Below are 24,727 nucleotides of genomic sequence, written 5' to 3' on the forward strand. Positions count from 1 at the left end.
CAAAGCTCTATAGAGTTTTTCTTTTGAAAATAGAAAATCTGTCTATAATAAAATTATTATCGTATGACTTGTCATTTTTGACAAATTTACGTAAAATATATGTTCGAAAGGGGCGTATTTTATGTCAACTTTAATAATTAAAGATTTACATGTTGAAGTCGGAGAAAAAGAAATTTTAAAAGGTATTGATTTAACTGTCAATACTGGAGAGGTTCATGCTATTATGGGACCCAATGGAAATGGGAAGTCAACATTGCTTTCAGCCATTATGGGGCATCCTAAATATAAAGTCACACAAGGAAGTATTGAATTAGATGGACAGGATGTCTTATCAATGGAAGTCGATCAAAGATCAAGAGCAGGACTATTCTTAGGTATGCAATATCCACAAGAAATTCCTGGTGTCACAAATTCAGACTTTTTAAAAGCCGCTATGAATGCAAGATTAGAGAAACCAGTCTCATTATTTAAGTTTATTCGTACATTGGATAAAAATATTGAAGAGTTAGATATGGATGAAAACTTAGCACATCGATATTTAAATGAAGGATTTTCTGGTGGTGAAAAGAAACGTAATGAAATTCTGCAAATGAAATTATTACAGCCAAAGTTTGCTTTATTAGATGAAATTGATTCAGGACTAGATGTTGATGCATTGAGAGTTGTCAGTGAAGCTATTAATTCTATGCGTAATGATGATTTTGGTTGTGTGATGGTCTCTCATTATGAAAGATTGTTTGAACTTGTTAAGCCAACTCATGTTCATGTGCTGGTGAAAGGACAAATCGTTATGACTGGTGGATATGAGCTTGTTGAAAAAATTGATAGCGAAGGTTATGAATGGGTCAAAGAACTTGGAATTGAAATTGAACAGGATGAAGAAAGAAAACCAATTATTTTAGAATCATGTGGAAAAAAGGAACAGATCAATAATGGATAATTATATATTGAGTAGTTCTTACTCACTTGTTTTAAAGAATGGAGAAATCATTGAATCTCATTTGCCTGATCATATCAGTTATCAAGATTCTGTTTTTGTATTTGAAAATCAAGAGCCTGTAGAAGTTCAGATTGTTTATATATTAGAAGCAGATATAAAAATGAATATTTGTTTTGAAATCAAGAAAAACGTTAAAGTTAATTTCATTGAAACAAAAGTGTTATCACAAGGTGCAGTTTTACATAAAGATATGCATATTGATGAGAATGCAGTTGTACATATTTTCAGTGAAAATAACTGTCAAAATCAAGAGACAGTTGAATGTTATGAAAATGTTTATTTAAAAGAAAATGCTATCTGCCAATGTGGCTATGCTGAATTATCTGATGGAAGTTATCAGGGAACTTATCACTATTATTTAGATGGTGAAGGTGCTGATGCCAAAATAAGAATGGCGGTCTTGTCTAAAGAACAAGAACAAAAACATTATGAAGTGCTGATTCAACATAATCAGCCACATACGTTTGGTCAAATGGATAATTATGGTGTTGTTAAAGATCAAGGAAAGTTGGTTATAGATGGAATTGGCACTATTACTAAAGGTCAACATGGCTCTGCCGCTCATCAAACCAATAAGATTATGGTTTTTGATGCGAATTGCATTGCTAGTGCTAATCCTTATTTATATATTGATGAATATGATGTGAAAGCTTCACATGCAGCTGGTGTTGGGAAAATGGATGAAGATCATTTGTATTATCTACAAAGTCGTGGTCTTTCTAAAAAACAAGCTATGCATTTAATTACTTATGGTTATTTAAAACCGGTTATTGAAGTGATTGATAATGAAATGTTGAAGGAACGTTTTGAAGAAGCCTTATCAAAGGTAGGTGATTAAATCATGTTAGATGTTGAAAGCATTAGAAAAGATTTCCCAATGCTAAATGGGAAAACTATGCATGACCATCCTCTGATTTATCTTGATAATGGAGCGACAACTTTAAAACCACAAGCTGTGATCGATGCTGTATGTGATTATTTAACACATTATTCAGGAAATGCACATCGTGGTGATTATGATTTATCACATGAAGTTGATGAGCGTTTTGAAGATGCCAGAAGATTGATTAAAGACTTTATAAATGCAGCACGTGTTGAAGAAATTGTTTTTACTTCTGGTTCAACTGATTCACTTAATATGATTGCTTATGGATATGGGCTCAATCATTTACAGGCAGGTGACGAGATTTTACTGACAGTTGCTGAACATGCATCCAATACATTGCCATGGTTTGATGTCGCCAATAAAGTTGGTGCTATTGTTCATTACATTGATTTGGATGAAACTGGAAGTTTAACACTGGAAAATGTGAAAAAAGCAGTGACCGAAAAAACAAAGATTATTGCGATTGCTGAAGTCACAAATGTTTTAGGATATGACGCACCAATGAAAGAAATTTGTAATTATGCTCATGAACGTGAGATTATTGTCGTTGCTGATGGGGCTCAAAGTGTTCCTCATCAAGTGACTGATGTTCAAGCCAGTGGTGTTGATTTTCTCGCTTTTTCAGGGCATAAGATGTGTGGACCTACTGGTGTAGGAATTATGTATGGAAAATATGATTTATTATGTGAAACAAAGCCTACTCGTTTAGGTGGAGGATCAAATTCACGTTATAACAGTTGTGGTGTTGTGACACTTAAGAATCCACCTTATAAATTTGAAGCAGGAACGCCAAATATTGAAGGTGTCATAGGCTTAGGAGCCGCAGTTGAGTATCTATCTAAAATTGGTATGGATAATATTTGTGCTCATGAAAAAGAATTACGCCAATATTGTATTAAAAAAATGCAAGAGCTTGATAATGTTGAAATTTATAATGTTCATAGTGATGGGGCAGTTGCATTTAATATCAAAGGCGTTTTCTCACAAGATGCTGCCAGTTTGTTTAATACATATGGGATTGCTGTTAGAGCAGGGCAGCACTGTGCAAAGATACTAGATGAATTTTTGAATGTTTCAACAACTTTGAGAGTATCATTCTACTTCTATAACACAAAAGAAGAGATTGATCAATTTATTGAAGTGTGTAAGAAAGGAGATGACTTTTTAGATGCGTTCTTTGGATGACCCTCAATTATTGAGAGAAATTATTATGGATCATTATGATCATCCACGTAATCGTGGATTGGTTGAAGATGAAACATACAAAAAAGTCAATATGAATTCAGACACATGTATTGATGATTTAGATATTCAAGTCAAGTTTGATGGAGATAAGATTGCTGATGTTCGTTATGATGGAGAAGCATGTGCTATCTGTACTTCTTCAACATCAATTATGAGTGAACTTGTGATTGGTAAAACGAAAGAAGAAGCAAAGAGAATTATTGAAAATTATATGAACATGATCTATGAAAGAGATTATGATGAAGATTTATTAGAGGAAGCAATTGCTTTTAAAAATACACATAAACAAGCTAACCGTATTAAGTGTGCAACACTTGGATGGAATGGGCTTGTCAAGTTAATAGAAGAAAGTGAGGAATAAGATAGTGGCTATTGAAGATCTTGATATTCCTACAAATAATACTGAATTTGATTTTCGTGATGAAGATGTTTCAGTGTTTAAGACACCTAAAGGATTAAATGCAGATATTGTAAGAGAAATTTCAAAAATCAAACAAGAACCTGAATGGATGCTAGAATATCGTTTAAAGTCTTTGCAGTGTTTTTTAGATAAACCAATGCCAACTTGGGGTGTTGATTTGAGTCAAATGAATTTTGATGATTATACATATTATAGTCGTCCAAGTGATAATTTGACTGATAAATGGGAAGAAGTTCCAGAAACAATTAAGAATACTTTTAATAAACTAGGTATTCCCGAAGCTGAACAGCATTTCTTAGCAGGTGCTTCTGCACAGTATGAGTCAGAAGTGGTCTATCACAATATGTTAGAAGAAGTGAAAGAAAAAGGTGTTATTTTCTTAGATATTGATAGTGGACTCAGAGAGTATCCGGAAATATTTAAAAAATATTTTGATACTGTTATTCCTTATAATGATAATAAGTTTTCGGCTTTAAATGGAGCAGTTTGGTCTGGAGGATCATTTATATATGTTCCTCCTGGTGTAAAGTTAGACAAGCCATTACAGTCGTATTTTAGAATTAATTCTGAAAGAATGGCACAGTTTGAAAGAACGCTTATTATTGTTGATAAAGGATCTGATATTCATTATGTAGAAGGATGCACAGCACCGTCTTATTCAAAAGATTCTTTACATGCTGGTGTGGTTGAAATTGTTGTGTTGGAAGATGCAAAATGTCGTTATACAACCATTCAAAACTGGTCTAAGAATATTTATAACCTTGTAACACAAAGAGCTAAGGTTGAAAAAAATGGTTCTATGGAATGGGTAGATGGAAATATAGGTTCACTTGTCACAATGAAATATCCAACATGCATTTTAGCAGGCGATGGGTCTAAAGGAACATGTATTACAATTGCTGTGGCAGATGATGTTCAAATTATTGATTCTGGTTCAAAGATGATTCATCTTGGTAAAAATACTTCAAGTCAGATTATTTCTAAATCTATTGCGAGAAATGGCGGTAAAGTCAATTATCGTGGGTTGGTAAGACATTCTAAAAAAGCAATGGATGCAAAAAGTAAGGTAGAATGTGATACGTTAATTCTTGATCCAATATCAACGAGTGACACAATTCCTACCAATATGATGATGAATAATGATTCAATTATTGAGCATGAGGCAACAGTATCTAAAGTTTCTGAAGATCAATTGTTTTATTTGATGAGTAGAGGTCTTACAAAACAACAAGCAACAGAAATGATTGTTATGGGATTTATTGAACCATTCTCAAGAGAATTACCAATGGAATATGCTGTAGAGTTAAATCAGTTGATTAAGCTTGATATGGGAGAAGATAGCATTGGATAAGAAATCCATTCGTCAAATGATGAAAGAAAAACGTCTTTTGTTAAATCAAGAGACGTTTTCTTTATATAATCAAAGTATATATCATCAAGTTATTCATCACCCATATTATCAATCAGCAAAGTTAATAGCTTGCTATGTTTCATTGCAGTATGAAGTTGATACAATATCACTCATAAAAAAAACTCTTGAGACTCATCGTGTATGTGTTCCTAAAGTTCATGGGGATATCATGCATTTTTATGAAATTGAATCTTTAGATGATTTAAAAGAAGGATGTTTTCATGTTTTAGAACCCATAACAACAAAACAAATCCAACCTCAAGATATTGATCTTATGATTGTTCCACTATTAGCTTTTGATCAATTCAAATATCGAGTTGGATATGGTAAAGGCTATTATGATAAATATTTTGCAAGTGGATATCAGGGATATAAATTAGGATTAGCTTTTTCGTTTCAATATATTCATAGTATTGATATTGATCAATATGATTATTGTTTGGATGAAATTATTGTTGAGAATATCTTGGAATAGAGCACATTATTTGAGATGTGTTTTTTTCTATATCATTATATATAAAATATTAAGATATATTTAAAAAGAAATTGAGTTCTTTGAAAAATACTAAGTATCATCATTGTGTTATTTGATTTATTAGATAGGATATAGCATTTTTTGTTTTGTCATTTCATATAATGTTTTGGTGAATGTGATGAAAAAATGGCTTATTGTGATATTGGTGTTTTTCATAATTATTGCCCTGTCTGGTACGGGGATATATATCAAATTGATACCAAGTCTTAAAGAATATGGAAAATTAGAAATTGAAAGATTTAATCAATTGATTATTTCACATTGTTATTTCACAAGTGACTCCCAATATGATAATTTAGTCATTATTGAAAGAGGTGAAGACAATGAGATTGAATTGCTTGATTTTGATATGGTGAAAGTGAATCAACTTGCAACAGCGATTGTTATGGATATAGAGAAAACATATGCTGATTTAGAAGAGGGCACTTATTTAGCAAGTGATGATAGCTATTATCAAAGACGTTTGCAACAGGTTAGTAGGAGTGGGATTATTTCAAATATTCCCATAGCAACTTTATTGAATCTGCCCGCTTTTTCCTTTGTCTCACCAAGTATACCAGTTAGATATAAACATTTATCAAGTGTAGGAAGTTCAATTGTCAAGAATGTTGAGAATTATGGAGTTAACCATGTTATGGTTGAACTCTCTATAGAAATCAATATGAATTTAACAATGGTTTATCCTTTTTTTGAACAATATCATACTCACAGTATTAAAATTCCAGTATTATTAGAAATATTTCAAGGACAAGTTCCTCTCGTATATTCTCAATAGAAAGAAGAATGTCTATGTCTCATATTTTAAAAATGTATTACGGTATTGATGTTTCTCTTAATGAAGATGGATATTTTCATTATCAGAATCAGTTGTATTATTTTTGCTTTGTTCCAGATGTAGGAAAATTTTTAGACACATATCGTTATTATCGATATTTAATGCATATGTGTGGTATTGAGGGTTATTCACTTGTGAAAAATCATAATCAGGATATTGTTTCACAACAGCATATCTTGTTAATGTATCATTCTGGTACATTTGCGTTTTCGTCATATTTGCAAGTTTTTATGCAGCCTCTGCCTTATCAAAAAATGAAGATTAGAGATATAAAAGAACAATGGATTCATAAAATTGATTGCGTCAGAGAACATGTTCAAGACTATGCATATAGTTTCAAACATGATCAAGATATGATATCTTTGATATATTACTATTGTGGGATTGCTGAAAACAGTATTAATATTCTCAATGAAATTCTTATTATTGATCAAGAAGCTTCAATAACTTTATCTTTATCACTCACATATCCAGTTCAAAATTATGTCTATGAAATAGTCAATCCGGCAAACTATACTATTTCAACACGACCTCGTCAAATTGTAAATTTATTAAGAAGTCACTTTATAACTTATCAAAATATTCAAGAATTGTTAGAAAGTCAATATTATGATGTTTATGAAATTATTTATTTATATGCAAGAATTTTATACCCTTCAACCTTTTTTGATCAATTCTTAAAGAAACAATTGAGTACACAAGATATTCAAAATTATTATTTTCATTTAGAAGAAGAAAGAAATATGTATAAGGAAATGATGGATATTTTATCCTTTTATGTCACACTACCTAAAATAAGTTGGATAAATGACAATAATATGGTATAATATATACTAGTTAACTGAAAGGGAAGTATATATGGATTTTGCAACAAATATTAAAAACAATGAACAAATTAGAGAATCTTTAATAGGATTAAAATTACAAGTACAAAAAGAAGCATCAATTCAAAATGATACTGAATTAAAAGATAAACTTATTCATTTATTAAATGATGAAGATCCAAAAGTTAGAAAGAACAGTGCTGTCTTATTAGGACATTATCCAGGTACTGTAGATATTCTATTAGAAGCTTATAAACATGAGAAAACAGATTACGTCAAAGATGCTTATTTAAAAGGGATGAGTATGCAGGATTGTCGCCTGTATTTTCGTGATTTGCAAATGATTCAAAGTCATTTGATGAATTTAGAAGATACAACTCCAAAACATGTTCAAGCTCAGTTAAAGATTTTAAATCCTTTAATTCTGAAAAATCAAATTCATAAAAAGAAAATTATTAAATTAAAACATACACCTGTAGATGTTATATTAACTTCTCTTCCTTATTATCAATTTGTATTATTTGCTGATGTTTTACATTTAAGATATAAACCTGTATCACAAGGTGTCTTGGTGAGAACTGATTCTATTTATGATCTCTTGCCAATTCGTACTTATAAAGATATGTTAATTCCTTTGCAGGGTGCTTCTGGTTTAGATATGTCATTAGAAACAATTATGAATGGTTTTGAAAGATGTAATATTGAAGATATCTTTGATAGATTATATGATGATCATTCTGTTTTCTATTTTAGAGTTGTTGATGCTATGCGTGAAAAGAAACCTCAATTGATTAAAAAGATATCAGAAAAGCTATTTGAACTTTACCCTCAGAAATTGTTGAATGCTACTGAAAATTATGATATAGAAATTGTCATTAAGGAAGTACAAAGAGGAAAAGTCAATGCTTATTTGAGATTAATACATTTGAACAATCCTCGTTTTCAGTATCGTAGAGAGGTGAGTGCAACATCTATGCAATCTTATGTTGCGGCTACAATGGTTCAATTAGCGAAACCATATATGATAGAGGATGCAAAGGTTTTAGATCCTTTTGTCGGAACAGGAACTTTATTAATTGAGCGTTGTTTTGCAAAGTCAGCTCATTTTGTTATGGGAATTGATGTTTATGGGCAAGGAATAGAATCGGCAAGAAAGAATGCGAAATTAGCTGGTCAGAATATTTATTTTGTTCATAAAGATTCATTGCGTTTTGTGAATAATGAGATGTTTGATGAAATCATAACTGATATGCCTACATTTGCTCAAATGAAAGATCAAGAACAATTACAAAATCTATATGATCGATTCTTTGAACGTATTCGTCGTTTGGTCAAACCTGGAGGCTATGTTTTCTTATATACAAGTGAAATATCGCTTGTGAGAAAGAATTTAAGATTACAGGAAGGTTATCTTTCTTTAGAGGAACATTATGAAGTTCCTAGAGGAAAGAACATGTTTTATTTCTTTATTATTAAAGTTAAGTAAGTCCTACATTGTAGGGCTTTTTTCAAAGGAGAATATATGTATTATGTATATATGTTAAGATGTAAAGATAATAGTTTATATACTGGTATAACAACAGATATAAGAAGACGTTATCAGGAACATTTGAATCAAGGGAAGAAATCAGCTAAATATACAAGAGTTCATGGTGTTTTACAGATTGAAGCTTATTGGAGTTGTCAAGATCGCAGGGTAGCATCGCAGTTAGAATACTGGTTAAAAACGCTTGATAAGTCCCAGAAAGAACAGATTATTTTTGATAATCAGTATATATCTGTTTATTTACAAGAGAAAATTGACATAGCAGTGTACAAGCGTCAATATGATTTTATTTCACATAAAGTTATGATAAAATAAAGTAAAGGAGATGATTGAATTGACAATTAAGGAAGTCAGTACAATGTATAATATTTCAGCAGATACTTTACGTTATTATGAAAAGATAGGACTTATTGATCCAGTTAAACGTAATGAAAATGGTATTCGTGATTATAAGGAAATAGATTTAAAAAGAATTCAGTTTTTAAAATGTATGCGTTTATCTGGCTTGAGCATTGATATGTTATTACAATATATAGAATTACTTCATCAAGGGGAGCACACGATTCCACAAAGAAAAGAAATTCTAATGAAACAGCGTGAAGTCATCTTATTAAAAATGAAAGAACTTCAAGAGACTTTAGAGCATTTAAATAAAAAGATTGAAACATATGATGATGTTTTATTAGAAATAGAGAAAACAATGTCTTAGAAAGAATAATAAGAAAGAGCGTTTGTATAAAATGTTCTTTTTTGTTATTTTTTTAGAAAATGGCTTGACTTAGAGTTGACTCTAAGTGATATGATAGAAACCATAGGAGATGAAAATAATGGAAAAAGTTATATTGGGGAGAACGGGTATATGTGTTCAAAAAAATGGTTTTGGAGCATTACCAGTTCAACGTGTATCACTAAATGAAGCAAAAATCATTTTGCGTAAAGCTTATGAAAATGGCATTCAATTTTTTGATTCAGCAAGAGCTTATAGTGACAGTGAAGAAAAAATTGGTTTGGCATTAAGTGATGTGAGAGAAAATATTTATATATCAACCAAAACAATGGCAACGACTGTTCAAGCTTTTTGGGAAGATTTAGAAACAAGTTTAAAAATGTTAAAGACAGATTATATTGATATTTATCAATTTCATAATCCATCTTTTTGTCCTAAACCAGGAGATGGAACGGGTTTGTATGAAGCAATGCTAGAAGCTAAAAGTCAAGGAAAAATTCATTATATTGGTTTAACAAATCATGGCTGGGAGGTTGCAAAGGAAGCTATTGAATCTGATTTGTATGATACACTACAGTTTCCATTTAGTTATTTAGCAAGTGAAAAGGAAGAAGAACTGGTTCGCCTTTGTGAAGAACATAATGTAGGTTTTATATGTATGAAGGCTTTATCAGGAGGGTTAATTACAAGAAGTGATATTGCTTATGCTTATTTGTTACAATATAAAAATGCACTACCAATATGGGGAATTCAAAAAGAAAGTGAACTTGATGAATTTATCTCTTATCAAAAGCAAGCACCAGTTTTAACGAAAGACATTGAAGAGATTATTCAACATGATCGAAAAGAATTGGCTGGTCAGTTCTGCCGTGGTTGTGGATATTGTATGCCTTGCCCACAAGGTATTATCATTAATCAATGTGCTCGTATGTCCTTAATGTTAAGAAGAGCACCTGCTGAAAACTGGCTCTTAGAAAAATGGCAAGCTGAAATGAATAAAATTAAAGACTGTATACATTGTGGGAAGTGTATGACTCATTGTCCCTATGGTTTAAATACACCAGAACTCTTACAAAAAAATTATGAAGATTATCAAACTTTTCTATGAGAGGAAGAAAATATATGGAGTACAAAAGATTAGGAAAAACTGATTTAAAAGTCAGTATTATTGGTTTGGGATGTGAAGGCTTTATGAATAAAAGTGATGATGAGGTGAAAGTTTTAGTTGATAAGGCTCATCAGGAAGGGATTAATTTTATTGATTTCTTTTCGTCTAATCCACAAGGAAGAAGTGCATTTGGAAATGCTATTATTAATCATCGTCAAGATTGGATTATTCAAGGTCATCTTTGTACAACATGGAAAAATGGTCAATATGAAAGAACAAGAAAAATGGATGAAGTGAAATCAGGATTTCAAGATTTGTTAGAGCGTTTACATACTGATTATATTGATGTTGGAATGATTCACTATATTGATGCTCAAAAAGACTTTGATGAAGTTTTTGGTGGTGAAGTGATTGCATTTGCAAAAGAACTTAAAGAAAAAGGAATTATTCGTACAATTGGTATCAGTTCTCATAATCCTTTGATTGCTTTACAGGCAGCACAGACAGGCTTAATTGATGTGATAATGTTTTCTATAAATCCATGTTATGATATGTTACCACCAAGTGAAAATGTAGATGACTTATGGGACGATAAGAATTATCAAAAACCATTATTTCAAATTGATCCTGCGCGTCAGGAGTTATATCAATACTGTGAAAAAGAAAATATTTCATTGACCGTTATGAAAGCTTTTGGCGGTGGTGATCTGCTAGATGAAAAATTATCACCATTTGGAGTCAAGATGACACCATTACAATGTCTTCATTATTGTTTAACAAGACCTGGTGTTGCTTCTGTTATGGCAGGAAGCCATAGTGTCAAAGAATTAAATGAAGCTATAGATTATTGTTATGCAAGTTATGAGCAAAAGGATTTTGCAGAGGTGTTAAGTCGTGTCCCAAAACACAGTTTTATTGGAAATTGTGTATATTGTGGACATTGTGCACCATGTGTAAAAGGGATATCGGTAGCAGATGTTAACAAATTTGCTAATTTATGTACTGCACAACAAGAAATTCCAGAAACAGTACGTGAACATTATGCTGCTTTGGAACATCATGCTTCTGATTGCATTGCATGTGGTAAGTGTTTATCAAATTGTCCATTTGAAGTTAATATTATTCAGAAGATGAAAGATGCAGTTTGGTTATTTGGATACTAAGGAGTGCTTATGAGAATATGCGAGATTAGTGATATGTTTCATTTGACTCAGGATACTTTACGCTATTATGAAAAAATTGGTCTGTTAGATCCTGTAAGTAAAGATAAGAAGGGAAATCGAGATTATCAGCCAAAAGATATTCGACGCTTAGAGTTTATCAGTTGTATGCGTGATGCTGGATTAAGTATTCAAGTTTTACAAAAATATATTGAGCTTTATCAACAGGGTGATGGAACGATTTTAGAACGTAAGAATTTATTAGTGAATGAACGTGATAAATTGATTGAAAAACAATCATTGATTCATAAATCATTAGAGAAATTAAATTATAAGATTGAAAACTATGAAAAAATATTAAATAAAGAAATATAGGAGAATTTTTATGAAAACAAGAAAAATAACATTTGGAGCGATGTGTTTAGCATTATCATTATTATTACCTCAAGCTTTTCATCTCATTGGTATGCAGCAAGCTGGATCAGTTTTCTTGCCAATGCACATTCCTGTTTTTATTGGTGGAATGCTACTAGGACCAATTTATGGTTTGTTTCTAGGCATTTTTGCACCACTTACAAGTTTTGTTGTGACAGGAATGCCTACTGCAGAAAGAGTTTTATTTATGATGAGTGAACTTGCAACTTATGGGATGGTAAGTGGTTTATTATTCCATCATTTCCACTTTTCTAAAAAGAAATTAGGTTCAGTCATGGCACTTCTTCTTTCTATGATTGCTGGTCGTTTGGTTTATGGTTTTGTTATTTCTATTGCAACTTATGTTTTTGGAATTCCTCTAGGTGGGATTCAAGCGGTTATTATGGCAACAATGACAGGATTGCCAGGAATTGTCATCCAATTGTTATTTGTCCCTGCAATTGTTACAATTGTTGATAGAGGAGGATATTTCAATGAACCTGAAACTTTTACAAGAGAAGCTTAATAAAGAAAATTATACACTCATTGCTGATAAGAATGGTGAATATTATACTTCTTATTCAAGGGGGATTGCACCAATCTTAGATCCAATGAAAGATGATCAATCTTTTTTTAAAGGTGCTATTGTTGTTGATAAAGTGATTGGGAAAGCCACTGCTATGTTATTGATTCTATCAGGTGTTGAATTTATTTATGCATATGTTTTGAGTCAAAAAGCAATGGAAATATTAGAACAATACCATGTTCCTTTTGAATATCGAAAACTTGTTGATTATATTGAAAATAGAGATCAAACAGGAATGTGTCCAATGGAAGCAACAGTTTATGACATCAATGATTTAAATGAAGCATTTGAAGCATTAATTCTTAAACAGCAAGCATTAAAAATGAATAGATAAGAGCAGAGTTTGATCATTAAAGAGTGAGAATTTTGGTTTGTGCGTTTGCCTGTTTGAGATGCAGATAAACGCACTTGGATGAATTATAGTGAGTGTATTGAATGCACTTAATATAGGGAAGAGGGGAAATATGTTTCATTTTAAAATTGATTTATTAAAAGACAATATATTAAAGGCTTTATTGTTATTTGCTTTTCCAATTCTGATTGCTAATATTTTTCAACAACTCTACAACACAATGGATACGATGATTGTAGGGAATTTCTTAGGTGATACATCATTAGCAGCAATTAGTGCTTGTGGAGCTGTTTATGAATTGTTAATTGGATTTGCTTTGGGAGTCGGTAATGGACTCTCAATTGTTACAGCGAGAAATTATGGATCAAATGATGAGAATCAGATTAAGAAATCGGTAGCTGGATCAATTGTTATTGGTATTGGCTTGACATTATTAATTATGCTTATTTCTCTTTTGTTTCTATATCCTTTATTACAACTTTTACATACACCTATTCATATTATAGATGAGGCATATTCATATATATTTGTAGTGACCATATTTGTAGGAGTTATGTTTGCTTATAATCTGTGTGCTGGATTGTTGCGTGCGATTGGGAATAGTGTTATGCCTTTGATTTTTTTGATTATTTCATCACTCATTAATGTTGGACTAGATATTTTATTGATTACGCAATTTGCAATGGGAGTTCAAGGGGCAGCAGTTGCTACAGTGATTTCGCAAGCTATTTCAGTTATTCTTTGTATTTTTTATATATACAAAAAAACACCTATCTTGATTCCTTGTAGAGAACATTTTACTGTTGATAAGGGACTTTATAAAGAATTATTAGGACAAGGATTTTCGATGGGCTTTATGATGTCAATTGTTTCAGCTGGGACTGTTATTTTACAAAGTGCTATTAATGATTTTGGTTATCTGATTATTGCTGGTCATGGAACTGCGCGTAAACTCAATTCATTTTGTATGATGCCAGCTGGAACAATAGGACTGGCGTTATCTACTTTTGTTTCTCAGAACAAAGGTGCTAATCAGCAACAAAGAATTCGAGATGGGGTCAGATATGGGAATCTTATTGCTTGTGCATGGGGTGCTCTTATCACAGTGATTTTATTTTTTGGAGCTCCATTACTTGTTCAATTGATTTCTGGTTCTCGTGAACCTACTGTCATTGATAATGCTACTTTGTACTTACGAATAAATGCACCATTCTATGCTGTTTTGGGAATACTGTTAAATTTACGTAATTCTTTACAAGGATTAGGTATGAAAATTATCCCTCTAGTTTCAAGCGTTATTGAATGTTTAGGCAAAATTGTATTTGTTGCTTTATTTATACCTGTTCTCCATTATTTTGGTGTGATTATATGTGAACCAGTGATTTGGTGCTGCATGTGTCTACAACTCGCGTGGTCATTTTATCATAATCCTTATATCAAAGGTGCTAAAAATAATCAAGAAACAGTTTGAAACCCAAGAGAGGAGACAAGGATATGTATTTTATATTTAGAATTCTACCCATCATAATCATGATTCCTTTGGCTATATACTTTTATTTTTTCATAAAACGAATATGTCTCTGTATTTTTCAAAATATAAACAAATGGCATAAAATAATATGTGCATTATTGGCGGTTGTCTTTGTTCTTCCAGCTTCTTCTTTCTTTAGTTTTTGGGCTGTCGTTGTTTTGCATCTCTTTGCATTTGCTATTATTATGGATTGCATTTTTGTTATCTACAAAAAGTTTCATATGACAAATCAAATCTTTTTAAAGGTTTATCAAATAGGGGTTATACCTATATTGTGTTTATTTCTTATGTTAGGATACGGGTATTGGAACATGAAAAATGTTTTGAAGATACATTATAGTGTTACAACTCACAAAACCATAACTCAAGACTATCGTATTGCCTTTCTTTCAGATTTACATTTTGGTAATACAATGAATAAATCAGAACTAGAAAAATATTGTCAAGATATCTCTTTACAGAAACCTGATATTGTCATGTTAGGTGGTGATATTGTTGATGAACATACAACGTATCAAGAGATGAAAGAAGCATTTGAAGTATTGGGACAAATTGAAAATCAATATGGAATTTATTATGTTTATGGAAATCATGATCAAGCTCTTTACTTGAATTCTCCTCATTTTACACCTTCTCAGCTTAAAAAGAGTATTGAAGAGCATCACATTTCTATTCTTTTGGATTCCCAAGTCAATATACAAGATGAAATGACTATCATTGGTCGTCAAGATCGTTCTTTAGGTGAGCGTGAAGACACTCAGCAGTTGATAAAGAATGTTAATCACGAAAATTTTATTTTAATGTTGGATCATCAGCCAGTAGACCTTCAAAAGAATAATGAACTGCATGTTGATTTACAATTATCAGGTCATACTCATGGCGGACAGATGTTTCCTGTGGGCCTTATCACTTCTGTTTTGGGGTTTGGTGAAATGAATTACGGTTACCAAGCAATGAGTGATATGACAGTTATTGTGTCTTCGGGTATAGCAGGCTGGGGATATCCACTAAGAACTGGCTCTCATAGCGAATATGTTATAGTAGATATTGTTAAAGAATAAATGTATCTGAATGTTTTCAGATACATTTTTAAATACACAATTCATAGAATCCCAATAGAAATATTAATAAACCAGAAACTGGTGAAGCATAAGAAGAAATATATTTGGAAAAATAAGTTTTACCAAGCCATTGAGATATGAGTATAAAAACAAAAGATGCACACAGTGTTGCTAAACAGGTGTAAAAGCATGGTAAGCCTGTGATGCTTGCACCAATACCCAAGCCTATGTTGTTTAATGATAATGCAAAACCAAGTAAGAAAGTCTCTTTTAGTGTGATTTTCTTATGAGATTGAAATTGTTTTATATCCTGCTGTTTTTGTAAGATCATACTGATACCTATAACGATGAGGATTAATGATCCAATATGGTTTGCTGTGTTTATAGATAAGAACCGTGTTAATAAACTTCCTAGCATCATAGAAAAGTAAGTACCTATTGTTGACATAAAGGCAATTAATAAATTACTATTGATATCAATAATGGTTTTTTTGAGACTATACGATAAACCAATAACGAGACAATCAATATTGGCTGATAGTGCAAAAAGAATGACAGAGAGTATATGCATAATGAACCTCCTTATTTATACTATGTCAAAAATATAAAATGGACATAAATATATGATAAAATCATGAGGAATTATTATATTTAAAAAAACCTAAATATAATAAAAACTGCTAAACAAATTATTTGTAAATTAGCAGTTTTATAAGAATCATAGGATTAATCTGTAAGTGCATCTCTGTTATCTTCGGGTGTTTCTTGAGGAGTTGTCTCTGGCGTTTCAGTTGGTTGATTCTCTTGTGGTGGCTTTTGTTCTTCAGGGTCTTGAGGAGTGTCTTGAACTGGAGGATCTTGAGTGGGTGTTTTTTCTTGGTCTTGTAACTGATTTTGGAGATTATTAATTTGATCTTGCTGTTTTAAATAATACTGATAAGCGACATATCCACCAACACAAATACCTGCAATAATACATAAACTGATAAAAAAGAGAATAAGTGTTGAAAACCATGAGCGATGCTTTTTTTCTTTAATAACTTTTGTTTTGTTTTTGGTTTTTTTCTTGGTTTTCTTCTTAACCTTTTGCCTTGGCTTTTTACTGTAAGAACGATTTCTTGGTTGTTCTTCCTTACTGGTTTCTATAAGTTTTGTCTGTTGAGGTTTTGTTTTTTTGTGAATCATTGTGGGAATAGGTTCTTCTCTTGTTTCTTTCATTGAATACTGAGGGGAAAAAGAATCTTTAGGTATTTTTGAAATTGTTTCTTTTTTATCAATAATCTTTTTTTCTTCTGAGTGTTTATAGTTTTCATATTGATCTATTTGTGAAAGTGATTGTTGTGTTTGGACAGTCTCTTTTTCATCGTCAAATACAAATCTTTTTTGAGCCATTTTTTTATCACCTCTATGATAGTATTGACTTATAGTATGTCCTAAATATTAACTCTTATAAAATTCATTGACAAGATATTGACTATTTTATATATAAGTATTAGAATGTATTTAGTAATACTAAATAGAATTGAGATGAAAGAATGAATCCAAAATATGAAAGACAATTAAAAAAAGGAGTTTTAGAGATATTGGTCTTAAAATTATTATCACAGAAAAAGATGTATGGTTATCAATTGATTATCGAAATGAAACAATTGAGTCATGAAATGTTTACATTAAGGGAAGGGACGCTCTATCCTATTCTCTATCGATTGGAAGATGATGGTTTGGTTGTAAGTCAATGGAGTGAGCCACAAGGTAAGGAAATTTCAAGAAAATATTATTTAATAACTGATGCAGGTCAAGAAGCATTGGCAGAATTGCGGATATTATGGTCTGAATTTTCAAAGACAGTTACAGATATAATGGGGGAATGATTAAGATGAATAAAGAAAGATATATGTCTGTTTTTAAAAAGAGTCTTGGTTGTAATAAGGAGAAAAAGAATTTAATTTGTGAGGAATTAGATGCAGATATTCAAGAAGCAATGAAAAATGGTGAGAGTTGGTCAGATATTCAAGAAAGATTAGGTGAACCCCATGTTTTAGCTAATGAATTTAATGAGAATTTAGGTGTTAAAAATAGTTCTCCGAAAAAGAAGGTATGGATTTATATTGGTATTGTTGTTATTGGGTTGTTATTAGCAGGGTTCTTTTATATAAACTCATTAATACCACAAGTCAGTAATATAGGTGCATCTGGTTATTTTCAGCAGAGTGAAGTTGAAAAACAATCTTTAGATATTGTAGTCAATCTTAGTCAAAGAAACTACCAAGCCATTCATGATATATCTAATCAAGAGTTACAGGGGGCATTGTCACAGGAGCGCTTGGAAACAGCGGTGAATGGGCTAGGCGATATTGGCGAATTTGAAAAGATTACAAGTCAAAATTATGCTGAAGTGACTCAAAAAGGAGAAGTCAATGTAGTAGGAGAACTAGTTGCTTTATATGATCAAAGAAGTGTAACATATACTATTTCTTTTGATAAAGATATGAAACTTTCAGGATTGTATATGAAATAAGGAGAGTGATGATATGCAGTATCTGATTATTGATATCCTTTATTTGGTTTTGATATGGGGAATTTATAAAATACGTCATTCTTCAAATCAAATGATAAGAATGCTGGATAACGGATATGCTTTCTATGAAAGTTTGCCGAAAAGTCAAAAAGAATTTTATTGGAAAAAAGATACACAATTACTGATGGGATTTATGTTGGGCATAGGCATATGTATAAATATTATGTTTTACCAAATTGAACTCGGTGCTTCATTGCTTATTATCATAGGAATATTTTTATTGGGCATTGTGATATCTACGGGGATATATACATATTTATATTTCCGTTTAAAAAGAAAATATATAAAGAATAAGGGTGATTAAAAATGATTATTTGGATTATGATTGTAATTTTTGGAGTTTTGTCAATTGTTTTCTTCATGGGGAAAGGTGCTTTCTTGATTGCGGGCTATAATACAGCAAAAGTTGAGGATAAGTTAAAATATGATGAAAAGAAACTTTGCAGAGTTATAGGTGTTGGTTGTCTTATAGTAACAATTTCCTTATTGTTGGCACAACTTTTTGAAGAGATGGCAGTTTATTTTTGTTCTATTGGTATATTGTTGGGAGTCATTGTTATGTTTGTTGGAACAAGCTTTTTCTGTAATAATAAAGGTGAGAAAAATAATGATAAAACAGGTAAAAAAGGTATCTTGAAAAGCAAAGGATTTTGGAGTGGACTGTTTACAGTTGGTGTGTGTCTTTTTGTAGGAGTGACTTTGTTTACAGGTCATGTAAAAGTTGAATTTTATGATCAGTATTTAAGTGTAGGGTCTGATTCATGGGCAACAAAAACTATTGAAGTTGATTATGAAAATATTGGGAATATTGAGTATGTTTCAGATATTGAGTTAGGCAAGAGAACATTTGGTGTAGGAAGTGCAGTTTTAAATGCTGGGCATTTTAAAAATAAGACTTATGGAGATTACAATTTATATGCTTATACAAGTTGTAAAGAATATATTGTTTTGCATACTGAATCTGGCATTGTTGTATTTAATGATAAAGATGAAGCAAAAACCAAAAGTTTATATCAACAAATTGAAGATAAATTAAAAAAATAGGGATACTCGATGTATCCCTGCTTTTTTATTATATTATTTTCTTCTGAAGAATGATAAGAAACGTGTGAAGTTTTCACAATAGTCATATCGTTCACTTTTAATCCATGCTGGATAGATGTCTTCAGATGCATGTGAGATAAGATAATAGTCATAAGTGATATTCATTTTTGTTCCCTCCATTTTTATGATTTATTGTTCTCTTTTTAATACAATTCTATTATATAATATATAAACAAGAATGAAAGAGACAGAAAATATAAAAAAACATTCTTTTTTTGTGCATTAAGCACAAAAGATGTTACAATGAAAGAAAAGAAGGTGAGAACATGGGATTTACAATTGAGGATGCATTGGTCCAAACACAAGATCAGTATTGTTTAACATTACTAGCTGGTAAAGCGGGTTGCAGCAATGCGATTAGCTGGGTACACATGATAGAAGATACAACAATTATTCAACAGTTGTGGGGAAAAGAATTGGCAGTTACAACGGGATTGGGGTTTCAGACACATGATGCTTTATTGGATTTTGTACAATGTCTTGTTAAATATCATAGTGTTGGATTGATTATAAATACAGGGAAATATATTTTTGATATTCCGGATGATATTTTGAGGTATTGTGACGAACAGGATTTTCCATTGTTGACAACACCATGGGAAGTGCATATGGCAGATTTAATTAAGGACTTTAGTATGCGATGTTTAAGCTCTGAGAAAGAAGATCGTCAGATTTCAAAATATTTTCAAGAAACTTTTATAAATCCACATTTGAGTGCAGAATATCGTCAGCAGCTTATGAGTACATTTGATGTAGATGGCTATTTTCAGATTCTATTAATAGGGATAGAAGATTCAGACCGTTTTGATACCATTGCAAGAAGACGTATAGCATTTCAGTTGGAAATCTGTTTTGAAAAGATTGAGAGCCCTTATAGTTTCTTTTGGTTTGATGGTGCATTTGTTTTGGTTGTCAATAATTTAGAAGTTGATGTTTTAGAAGAGATTGTTGATAAAATGTATAGAAGATCTAAAAAAAGAATGAAAGATATCATTATTCATATTGGTATCGGTACAAGAATGCTTGATTATAAAAATGTTATTTTAAGTTATAAACGTGCCTATGCTGCTCAACAAATGGCACAACAGTTTGATTATCCATTAATGTCATTTGATGAAATGGGGGTTTATCAATTGTTGTTTTTAATTGAGGATCATCAAGTTTTAGAAGATATGTATCATCAATTGTTAAATCCTTTACTAGCTTATGATTATCAGCATCATGGGGAATTGGAGAAAACGCTATATTACTATCTCGTGTATGATGGAAGCCAGCAAGCTATGGCTAAACATCTTTACATGCATAGAAATACGATTAATTATCGGTTGACAAAAATCAAAGAATTGCTAAGTTGTGAACTTTCTACTTTTGAAGAGAAACTTCCCTACATGTTAGCTTTTTATATTAAAAAAATGATAAGCAATCAAAAAGCAGACTAGGTTGTCTGCTTTTCATTATTATCATCTAAAAAATGAATTAATAAATTGTTGAATTCCTCTAAATTATCATAGAAAGCACCATGACCAGCATCTTTTAATGGAAACAATTGGGAAGATGAGATATTTTGATGCATGATCTCAGCCATTTCAAAACGACAAATTTGGTCTTTTGTGCCATGAAAAATAGCTGTAGGAACTTGAATGGATTGGAGGTCACAAAACACATTTTCATCACGTAAAGAAAATAAAGTTTGCATCTGACCAAGACCAGAAGCATCATCACTGATACCTTGCAGCCAATTCATAAATGGATGAGAATGTTTTTTTGCAAAGAAAATACTCCCAAAATATTGATTAAGCTTTGGTCGGTCATGATAACCCAGTTGAATAAGCTTATCTGTATCTTGTACAGATTGGCCATAAGGATTTTGGGGTGATTGACAATAAGTTGGAACAGCAGCATCTAATAAACAGAGTTTAGAGACACCATATCCCTGATAAAGACACATATAACGTGTAACAATCGCTCCACCCATTGAAAACCCTAACAAAGCAAAGTTGTAAAGATTCATTTGATGAATAATAGAAAATAAATCTGTTGCCAATTGATTATAATCATATCCACAGGTTGATTCATCAGATTGCCCAAATCCACGAATATCCATTGTCACAATACGGTAATCATATTGTAATAAGGTGGGAATTTGATATTCAAACATTTTGTGAGATAATGGCCAGCCATGCACAAGAATAATTGTCCTTGAGCCATGAGGGTTATAATCATAAACAGCTAATTTTGTACAGTCATTAGATTGAATATAAAACATAAGGACTCCTTTCTTTCTCATAGTATTCATAAAGGAATGCAATCATTCATAAGAAAATGGAAAATAACATTTCTATTTGTTTCAAAATAAAATAGATGATTAGTTATGAAAATGTGTGTTTGAAATGCCCGCAACCAGTATTTGCAACCAATAGTTTCTCAAAAGGAAAGTAGAGTGTGTAGTGCAATTCATGAAAATACTTTATAGTGGTGACAAGGAGGAAATAGTATGAATAAAATTTTAGAAGTTCAACATATAGAAAAAAGTTATCGTGAAAATAAAGCGGTGAATGATTTGTCTTTTCATGTCAATGAAGGTGAAATTCTTGGCTTGTTAGGTCCTAATGGAGCAGGTAAAAGTACAACAATTAGCATTCTGTCTACAATCTTAAAAAATGATGCTGGCAAGATAAATATATTTAACTTACCATTAGAATCACATATCAATGAAATTAAAGGACAATTAGGTATTGTCCCTCAAGAGATAGCGATTTATGAAGATATTTCAGCATATCGCAATGTTGCTTTCTTTGCATCGTTGTATGGTCTTAAAAAGAATCAATTAGAAGAACGTGTGATGAATGCATTAGCATTTGTAGGATTAGAAGATAAAAAAAATGATGCACCTAAAACATTTAGTGGTGGGATGAAACGAAGATTAAATATTGCTTGTGCAATTGCCCATCAACCCAAATTGTTGATTTTAGATGAGCCGACTGTAGGGATTGACCCACAATCTAGAAATCATATTTTATCTTCATTAAAACGTTTAAAGGAAATGGGGACAACAATTATTTATACAACTCATTATATGGAAGAAGTCGAAGAAATAGCTGATCGTATAGTCATTATGGATAAAGGAACAAAAATAGCTGAAGGAACATTGAAACAGCTTTTAGAAAGATATAAAGATACATTGGTATATAAATTATATTTAGAGAAGTTCTCATCAGATGTTGAAAAACAACTATCAGATATTGATGGTGTTGAAGCGGTGGAACAAACTGAAGATTCGCTCAAGATTACAGTTTCTAAGAATGATGATGCATTAGATAAAATCATTTTGTTATTGGTTCAACAGAACTGTCATATTACAAAAATGGAAACAGAAGAAGGAAATTTAGAGATGGTCTTTTTGGAATTAACAGGAAAGAAGTTGAGGGATTGATGATGAGAGGCTTTTAGACTTTATTTAAACAAACTTTAAATCATCTCTTAACGCCTGGCACTATAGGCATCTTTCTTATCTTTCCAACTGTTTTAATTTCATTAATGGGTTTTTTATTTGAGAATCTGTATAACACATCTTTGGTCAGTTCTTATGATTTTTATGGTGTGACTATGATTATTTTTATTGCTATGATGGGAGCGACTGTTCCTGCGAATATTTTCTTGGAAAAACATCTTAAAAATGCAAATACAAGAATTTTTTATAGCCCAGTATCAAGAGTGAGTGTTTATTCTTCTAAAATATTGGCTTGCTTTCTATTTATGTCATTATGTCTAGCATTCAATATCATTGTCTTTCAGGGGTTTCTTTTGTTAATTTTGGTGGCAATAATATGATCTATGTTATTTTGTTATTAAGTCATTTTGTCTTGTTTCTGACATTACTAAGCAGTGCCATTTGTGTTACTATCCGTAATGAAGAAATGACAAATATAATTTTATCAAACTCAACAGCAGTTTTAGGCTTCCTATCAGGAATATTCTTTCCTATTGCAAGTTTAGGAGCATTCTTTGAGAAAATTGCAAGCTTTTCTCCAATTAAATGGACTGTGGACTGTGTCTTTCAGCTGATTTATGATGGAGTCAGTTCAAATTATTGGTGGATTATTCTTGGACTCCTTGCTTTATCTTTGTTGTTATTGCTGATTGTTCATAGAAATTATCGTCCCCAGGATTATATTTAGGAGGAAAGAATTATGTTAAAACTCATGAAATTAATATTTTATCGTATTAGCCATGATAAAGCGTTTTTAATAGTTTATCTTGTTTTAATTCCAATTGTGATGGGTATTGCTGTTTATTTTACGAACACTATGTCTTATCAAATGCAAATAGGAGTCGTGGGGGATATTGAAACAGTTGTTAATGATGAAATTCAATATATTCCATTAAAAGAGATTCCAAAAAATTCACAGATGGTTTTAAATCAATATGATGCTGTTGTTTATCAGGAAGGACTCAATGTCAAAGTATTATCTACAAAAGGTGAAGAGTATAATCAGGCTATCCAATTGTTGATGAATGGTCAAATAGATTCTCTATCTACTGATAAAGGGCGTGGAACTGCCTCTAATATTCTAGGTTTTTTAATGATGGTTATTTCATTATTGGGAGTTCAGATTTATTCATATTATTTTGATGAAAGAAAAGGGATTAATAAAAGGATACTAGGAACCTCAGTACATTGTTATCAATATATGTTAAGTCATTTTATTGTTGTTTTTAGTTTTCTATTTGTTCCAGCTGTTACTGTGATATGTGGAGCTCTATTTATTTTTGATATCGCATTGTCTATTGCTTTATGGCAATTTGTTCTCACCTTAATGTTGTTATGCTTTTTTGCAACTGCATTTGGCCTTTGGATTAATGTTTTATCAAAAACACTAGAGGAAAGTATGATGCTTGGTAATATGTTTGCTATTGTGGGGACGATTGTTTCAGGTGGATTTGTTCAGGTGACTGATAATGAAATCTTTAATGCAGTTGTTCAGGTTTTTCCTCAAAAACAAATCATGTCATTGTTGTTGTCTCTTGAAAACCATACGGCAGTACCTGTATTAGGAATATTGTATGTTGCTGTTATATCAATTTTATTTATTGTTATAGCCATTATTATTGAAAAGAAAAAATTACCAAATAGATAATGAAAACCTTACTTCATAAAAAAGTAAGGTCTTTTTATTTATTAAGAATTTGGAGGAGTTAAATATTTTATGAAATATATTTGCTTATTACATATTTTGGTTTGCTGCTTGTGATATGTATCTTTGTTTTGTTCTTTCTTTATTCTGCTATTATGTCTAAGATTACTATCTCATCATGATATCAGTATTTATCAGTCCATATCAAAAGACTTACAGACAATGAATATTATCTGATAGACAGACTAATATAATCCAGAGGGCAAAA

General features: G+C 31.3%; 31 protein-coding genes. 27 read left to right on the top strand and 4 right to left on the bottom strand.

Going from position 1 to position 24,727, the window contains the following annotated elements; translation table 11 throughout:
• Positions 1-121: 121 nt before the first annotated feature.
• The 18 genes from sufC to GQF29_RS14825 all read left to right on the top strand — a co-directional run bounded on the left by sufC (position 122) and on the right by GQF29_RS14825 (position 15,642).
• Positions 122-940, top strand: coding sequence for a Fe-S cluster assembly ATPase SufC (sufC, locus tag GQF29_RS14740; protein WP_008790556.1), 819 nt, complete (start codon positions 122-124; stop codon positions 938-940).
• The gene (locus GQF29_RS14745; protein ID WP_008790557.1) at positions 933-1,838 is read left to right on the top strand and encodes a SufB/SufD family protein; all 906 of its coding nucleotides are present in this window, start codon (positions 933-935) and stop codon (positions 1,836-1,838) included. The genes sufC and GQF29_RS14745 overlap by 8 nt, the downstream gene beginning before the upstream one ends.
• Positions 1,839-1,841: 3 nt before the next feature.
• Positions 1,842-3,071, top strand: coding sequence for an aminotransferase class V-fold PLP-dependent enzyme (locus tag GQF29_RS14750; protein WP_008790558.1), 1,230 nt, complete (start codon positions 1,842-1,844; stop codon positions 3,069-3,071).
• On the top strand, positions 3,055-3,492 hold the full coding sequence (gene sufU / locus GQF29_RS14755; RefSeq protein WP_008790559.1) for a Fe-S cluster assembly sulfur transfer protein SufU: 438 nt from the start codon (positions 3,055-3,057) through the stop codon (positions 3,490-3,492). The genes GQF29_RS14750 and sufU overlap by 17 nt, the downstream gene beginning before the upstream one ends.
• Before the next feature lie 4 nt (positions 3,493-3,496).
• A complete protein-coding gene (gene sufB / locus GQF29_RS14760) occupies positions 3,497-4,903 on the top strand; it encodes a Fe-S cluster assembly protein SufB (protein WP_008790560.1) in 1,407 nt (468 codons plus the stop codon).
• Complete coding sequence (locus GQF29_RS14765) at positions 4,896-5,438, top strand: 5-formyltetrahydrofolate cyclo-ligase (RefSeq protein ID WP_008790561.1); 543 nt, start codon at positions 4,896-4,898, stop codon at positions 5,436-5,438. The genes sufB and GQF29_RS14765 overlap by 8 nt, the downstream gene beginning before the upstream one ends.
• Before the next feature lie 178 nt (positions 5,439-5,616).
• Positions 5,617-6,273 (top strand): sporulation protein YunB, encoded by a 657-nt coding sequence (locus tag GQF29_RS14770; RefSeq protein ID WP_008790562.1) that lies wholly within the window; start codon positions 5,617-5,619, stop codon positions 6,271-6,273.
• 14 nt (positions 6,274-6,287) lie between these two features.
• A complete protein-coding gene (locus GQF29_RS14775) occupies positions 6,288-7,160 on the top strand; it encodes a hypothetical protein (RefSeq protein ID WP_017143803.1) in 873 nt (290 codons plus the stop codon).
• 31 nt (positions 7,161-7,191) lie between these two features.
• The gene (locus tag GQF29_RS14780) at positions 7,192-8,643 is read left to right on the top strand and encodes a methyltransferase domain-containing protein (protein WP_008790564.1); all 1,452 of its coding nucleotides are present in this window, start codon (positions 7,192-7,194) and stop codon (positions 8,641-8,643) included.
• A 36-nt stretch (positions 8,644-8,679) separates the two neighbouring features.
• Positions 8,680-9,018, top strand: coding sequence for a GIY-YIG nuclease family protein (locus GQF29_RS14785; protein WP_054689279.1), 339 nt, complete (start codon positions 8,680-8,682; stop codon positions 9,016-9,018).
• A 10-nt stretch (positions 9,019-9,028) separates the two neighbouring features.
• Complete coding sequence (locus tag GQF29_RS14790) at positions 9,029-9,412, top strand: MerR family transcriptional regulator (protein WP_236916443.1); 384 nt, start codon at positions 9,029-9,031, stop codon at positions 9,410-9,412.
• A 118-nt stretch (positions 9,413-9,530) separates the two neighbouring features.
• Positions 9,531-10,538, top strand: a complete 1,008-nt coding sequence (locus GQF29_RS14795) for an aldo/keto reductase (protein WP_160340832.1) — start codon at positions 9,531-9,533, stop codon at positions 10,536-10,538.
• 14 nt (positions 10,539-10,552) lie between these two features.
• The gene (locus GQF29_RS14800; protein ID WP_054325666.1) at positions 10,553-11,701 is read left to right on the top strand and encodes an aldo/keto reductase; all 1,149 of its coding nucleotides are present in this window, start codon (positions 10,553-10,555) and stop codon (positions 11,699-11,701) included.
• A 9-nt stretch (positions 11,702-11,710) separates the two neighbouring features.
• Complete coding sequence (locus tag GQF29_RS14805; protein ID WP_054689276.1) at positions 11,711-12,073, top strand: MerR family transcriptional regulator; 363 nt, start codon at positions 11,711-11,713, stop codon at positions 12,071-12,073.
• Between the two features lie 10 nt (positions 12,074-12,083).
• Complete coding sequence (locus GQF29_RS14810) at positions 12,084-12,638, top strand: ECF transporter S component (RefSeq protein ID WP_117769018.1); 555 nt, start codon at positions 12,084-12,086, stop codon at positions 12,636-12,638.
• A complete protein-coding gene (locus tag GQF29_RS14815) occupies positions 12,607-13,032 on the top strand; it encodes a DUF1893 domain-containing protein (RefSeq protein WP_008790570.1) in 426 nt (141 codons plus the stop codon). The genes GQF29_RS14810 and GQF29_RS14815 overlap by 32 nt, the downstream gene beginning before the upstream one ends.
• Positions 13,033-13,162: 130 nt before the next feature.
• On the top strand, positions 13,163-14,521 hold the full coding sequence (locus GQF29_RS14820; protein WP_008790571.1) for an MATE family efflux transporter: 1,359 nt from the start codon (positions 13,163-13,165) through the stop codon (positions 14,519-14,521).
• A gap of 23 nt (positions 14,522-14,544) precedes the next feature.
• Complete coding sequence (locus GQF29_RS14825; protein WP_008790572.1) at positions 14,545-15,642, top strand: metallophosphoesterase; 1,098 nt, start codon at positions 14,545-14,547, stop codon at positions 15,640-15,642.
• A gap of 28 nt (positions 15,643-15,670) precedes the next feature.
• On the opposite strand, the gene GQF29_RS14830 is transcribed toward GQF29_RS14825, so the two are convergent.
• The gene (locus GQF29_RS14830; protein WP_008790573.1) at positions 15,671-16,213 is read right to left on the bottom strand and encodes a manganese efflux pump; all 543 of its coding nucleotides are present in this window, start codon (positions 16,211-16,213) and stop codon (positions 15,671-15,673) included.
• A 155-nt stretch (positions 16,214-16,368) separates the two neighbouring features.
• A complete protein-coding gene (locus GQF29_RS14835; protein WP_008790574.1) occupies positions 16,369-17,034 on the bottom strand; it encodes a hypothetical protein in 666 nt (221 codons plus the stop codon).
• Positions 17,035-17,177: 143 nt separating this feature from the next.
• Between GQF29_RS14835 and GQF29_RS14840 the strand changes: the two genes are divergently transcribed.
• The 4 genes from GQF29_RS14840 to GQF29_RS14855 are packed head-to-tail and all read left to right on the top strand — an operon-like array spanning position 17,178 to position 19,264.
• Positions 17,178-17,513 (top strand): PadR family transcriptional regulator, encoded by a 336-nt coding sequence (locus GQF29_RS14840; RefSeq protein WP_008790575.1) that lies wholly within the window; start codon positions 17,178-17,180, stop codon positions 17,511-17,513.
• A gap of 5 nt (positions 17,514-17,518) precedes the next feature.
• Positions 17,519-18,160 (top strand): DUF3887 domain-containing protein, encoded by a 642-nt coding sequence (locus GQF29_RS14845; RefSeq protein ID WP_236916444.1) that lies wholly within the window; start codon positions 17,519-17,521, stop codon positions 18,158-18,160.
• Positions 18,161-18,173: 13 nt separating this feature from the next.
• Complete coding sequence (locus GQF29_RS14850) at positions 18,174-18,524, top strand: hypothetical protein (protein ID WP_008790577.1); 351 nt, start codon at positions 18,174-18,176, stop codon at positions 18,522-18,524.
• 2 nt (positions 18,525-18,526) lie between these two features.
• Positions 18,527-19,264 (top strand): DUF3784 domain-containing protein, encoded by a 738-nt coding sequence (locus GQF29_RS14855; protein WP_008790578.1) that lies wholly within the window; start codon positions 18,527-18,529, stop codon positions 19,262-19,264.
• Between the two features lie 33 nt (positions 19,265-19,297).
• Here the strand turns inward: GQF29_RS14855 and GQF29_RS18910 are convergent, their stop codons facing one another.
• Positions 19,298-19,429, bottom strand: coding sequence for a hypothetical protein (locus tag GQF29_RS18910; protein ID WP_017143800.1), 132 nt, complete (start codon positions 19,427-19,429; stop codon positions 19,298-19,300).
• A gap of 161 nt (positions 19,430-19,590) precedes the next feature.
• On the opposite strand from GQF29_RS18910, the gene GQF29_RS14860 reads away from it, so the two are divergent.
• A complete protein-coding gene (locus GQF29_RS14860) occupies positions 19,591-20,763 on the top strand; it encodes a PucR family transcriptional regulator (protein ID WP_117769017.1) in 1,173 nt (390 codons plus the stop codon).
• Here the strand turns inward: GQF29_RS14860 and GQF29_RS14865 are convergent.
• On the bottom strand, positions 20,760-21,590 hold the full coding sequence (locus GQF29_RS14865; protein WP_008790580.1) for an alpha/beta fold hydrolase: 831 nt from the start codon (positions 21,588-21,590) through the stop codon (positions 20,760-20,762). The two genes, GQF29_RS14860 and GQF29_RS14865, sit on opposite strands and share 4 nt — an antisense overlap.
• Before the next feature lie 228 nt (positions 21,591-21,818).
• Between GQF29_RS14865 and GQF29_RS14870 the strand changes: the two genes are divergently transcribed.
• The 4 genes from GQF29_RS14870 to GQF29_RS14880 all read left to right on the top strand — a co-directional run bounded on the left by GQF29_RS14870 (position 21,819) and on the right by GQF29_RS14880 (position 24,462).
• Positions 21,819-22,757: an ABC transporter ATP-binding protein gene (locus tag GQF29_RS14870; RefSeq protein WP_054689270.1), complete on the top strand. Its 939-nt coding sequence runs from the start codon at positions 21,819-21,821 to the stop codon at positions 22,755-22,757.
• Positions 22,758-22,930: 173 nt separating this feature from the next.
• Positions 22,931-23,155, top strand: coding sequence for a hypothetical protein (locus GQF29_RS18720; protein ID WP_236916509.1), 225 nt, complete (start codon positions 22,931-22,933; stop codon positions 23,153-23,155).
• Positions 23,089-23,502 carry an ABC transporter permease gene (locus GQF29_RS18725; protein ID WP_236916445.1) on the top strand — a complete coding sequence of 138 codons (414 nt, stop codon included), beginning with the start codon at positions 23,089-23,091 and terminating at the stop codon, positions 23,500-23,502. The genes GQF29_RS18720 and GQF29_RS18725 overlap by 67 nt, the downstream gene beginning before the upstream one ends.
• A gap of 12 nt (positions 23,503-23,514) precedes the next feature.
• Positions 23,515-24,462, top strand: coding sequence for an ABC transporter permease (locus GQF29_RS14880; RefSeq protein WP_117599070.1), 948 nt, complete (start codon positions 23,515-23,517; stop codon positions 24,460-24,462).
• Positions 24,463-24,727: the final 265 nt, after the last annotated feature.

The organism is Coprobacillus cateniformis (assembly GCF_009767585.1).
Taxonomy (GTDB): Bacteria; Bacillota_I; Bacilli_A; order Erysipelotrichales; family Coprobacillaceae; genus Coprobacillus; species Coprobacillus cateniformis.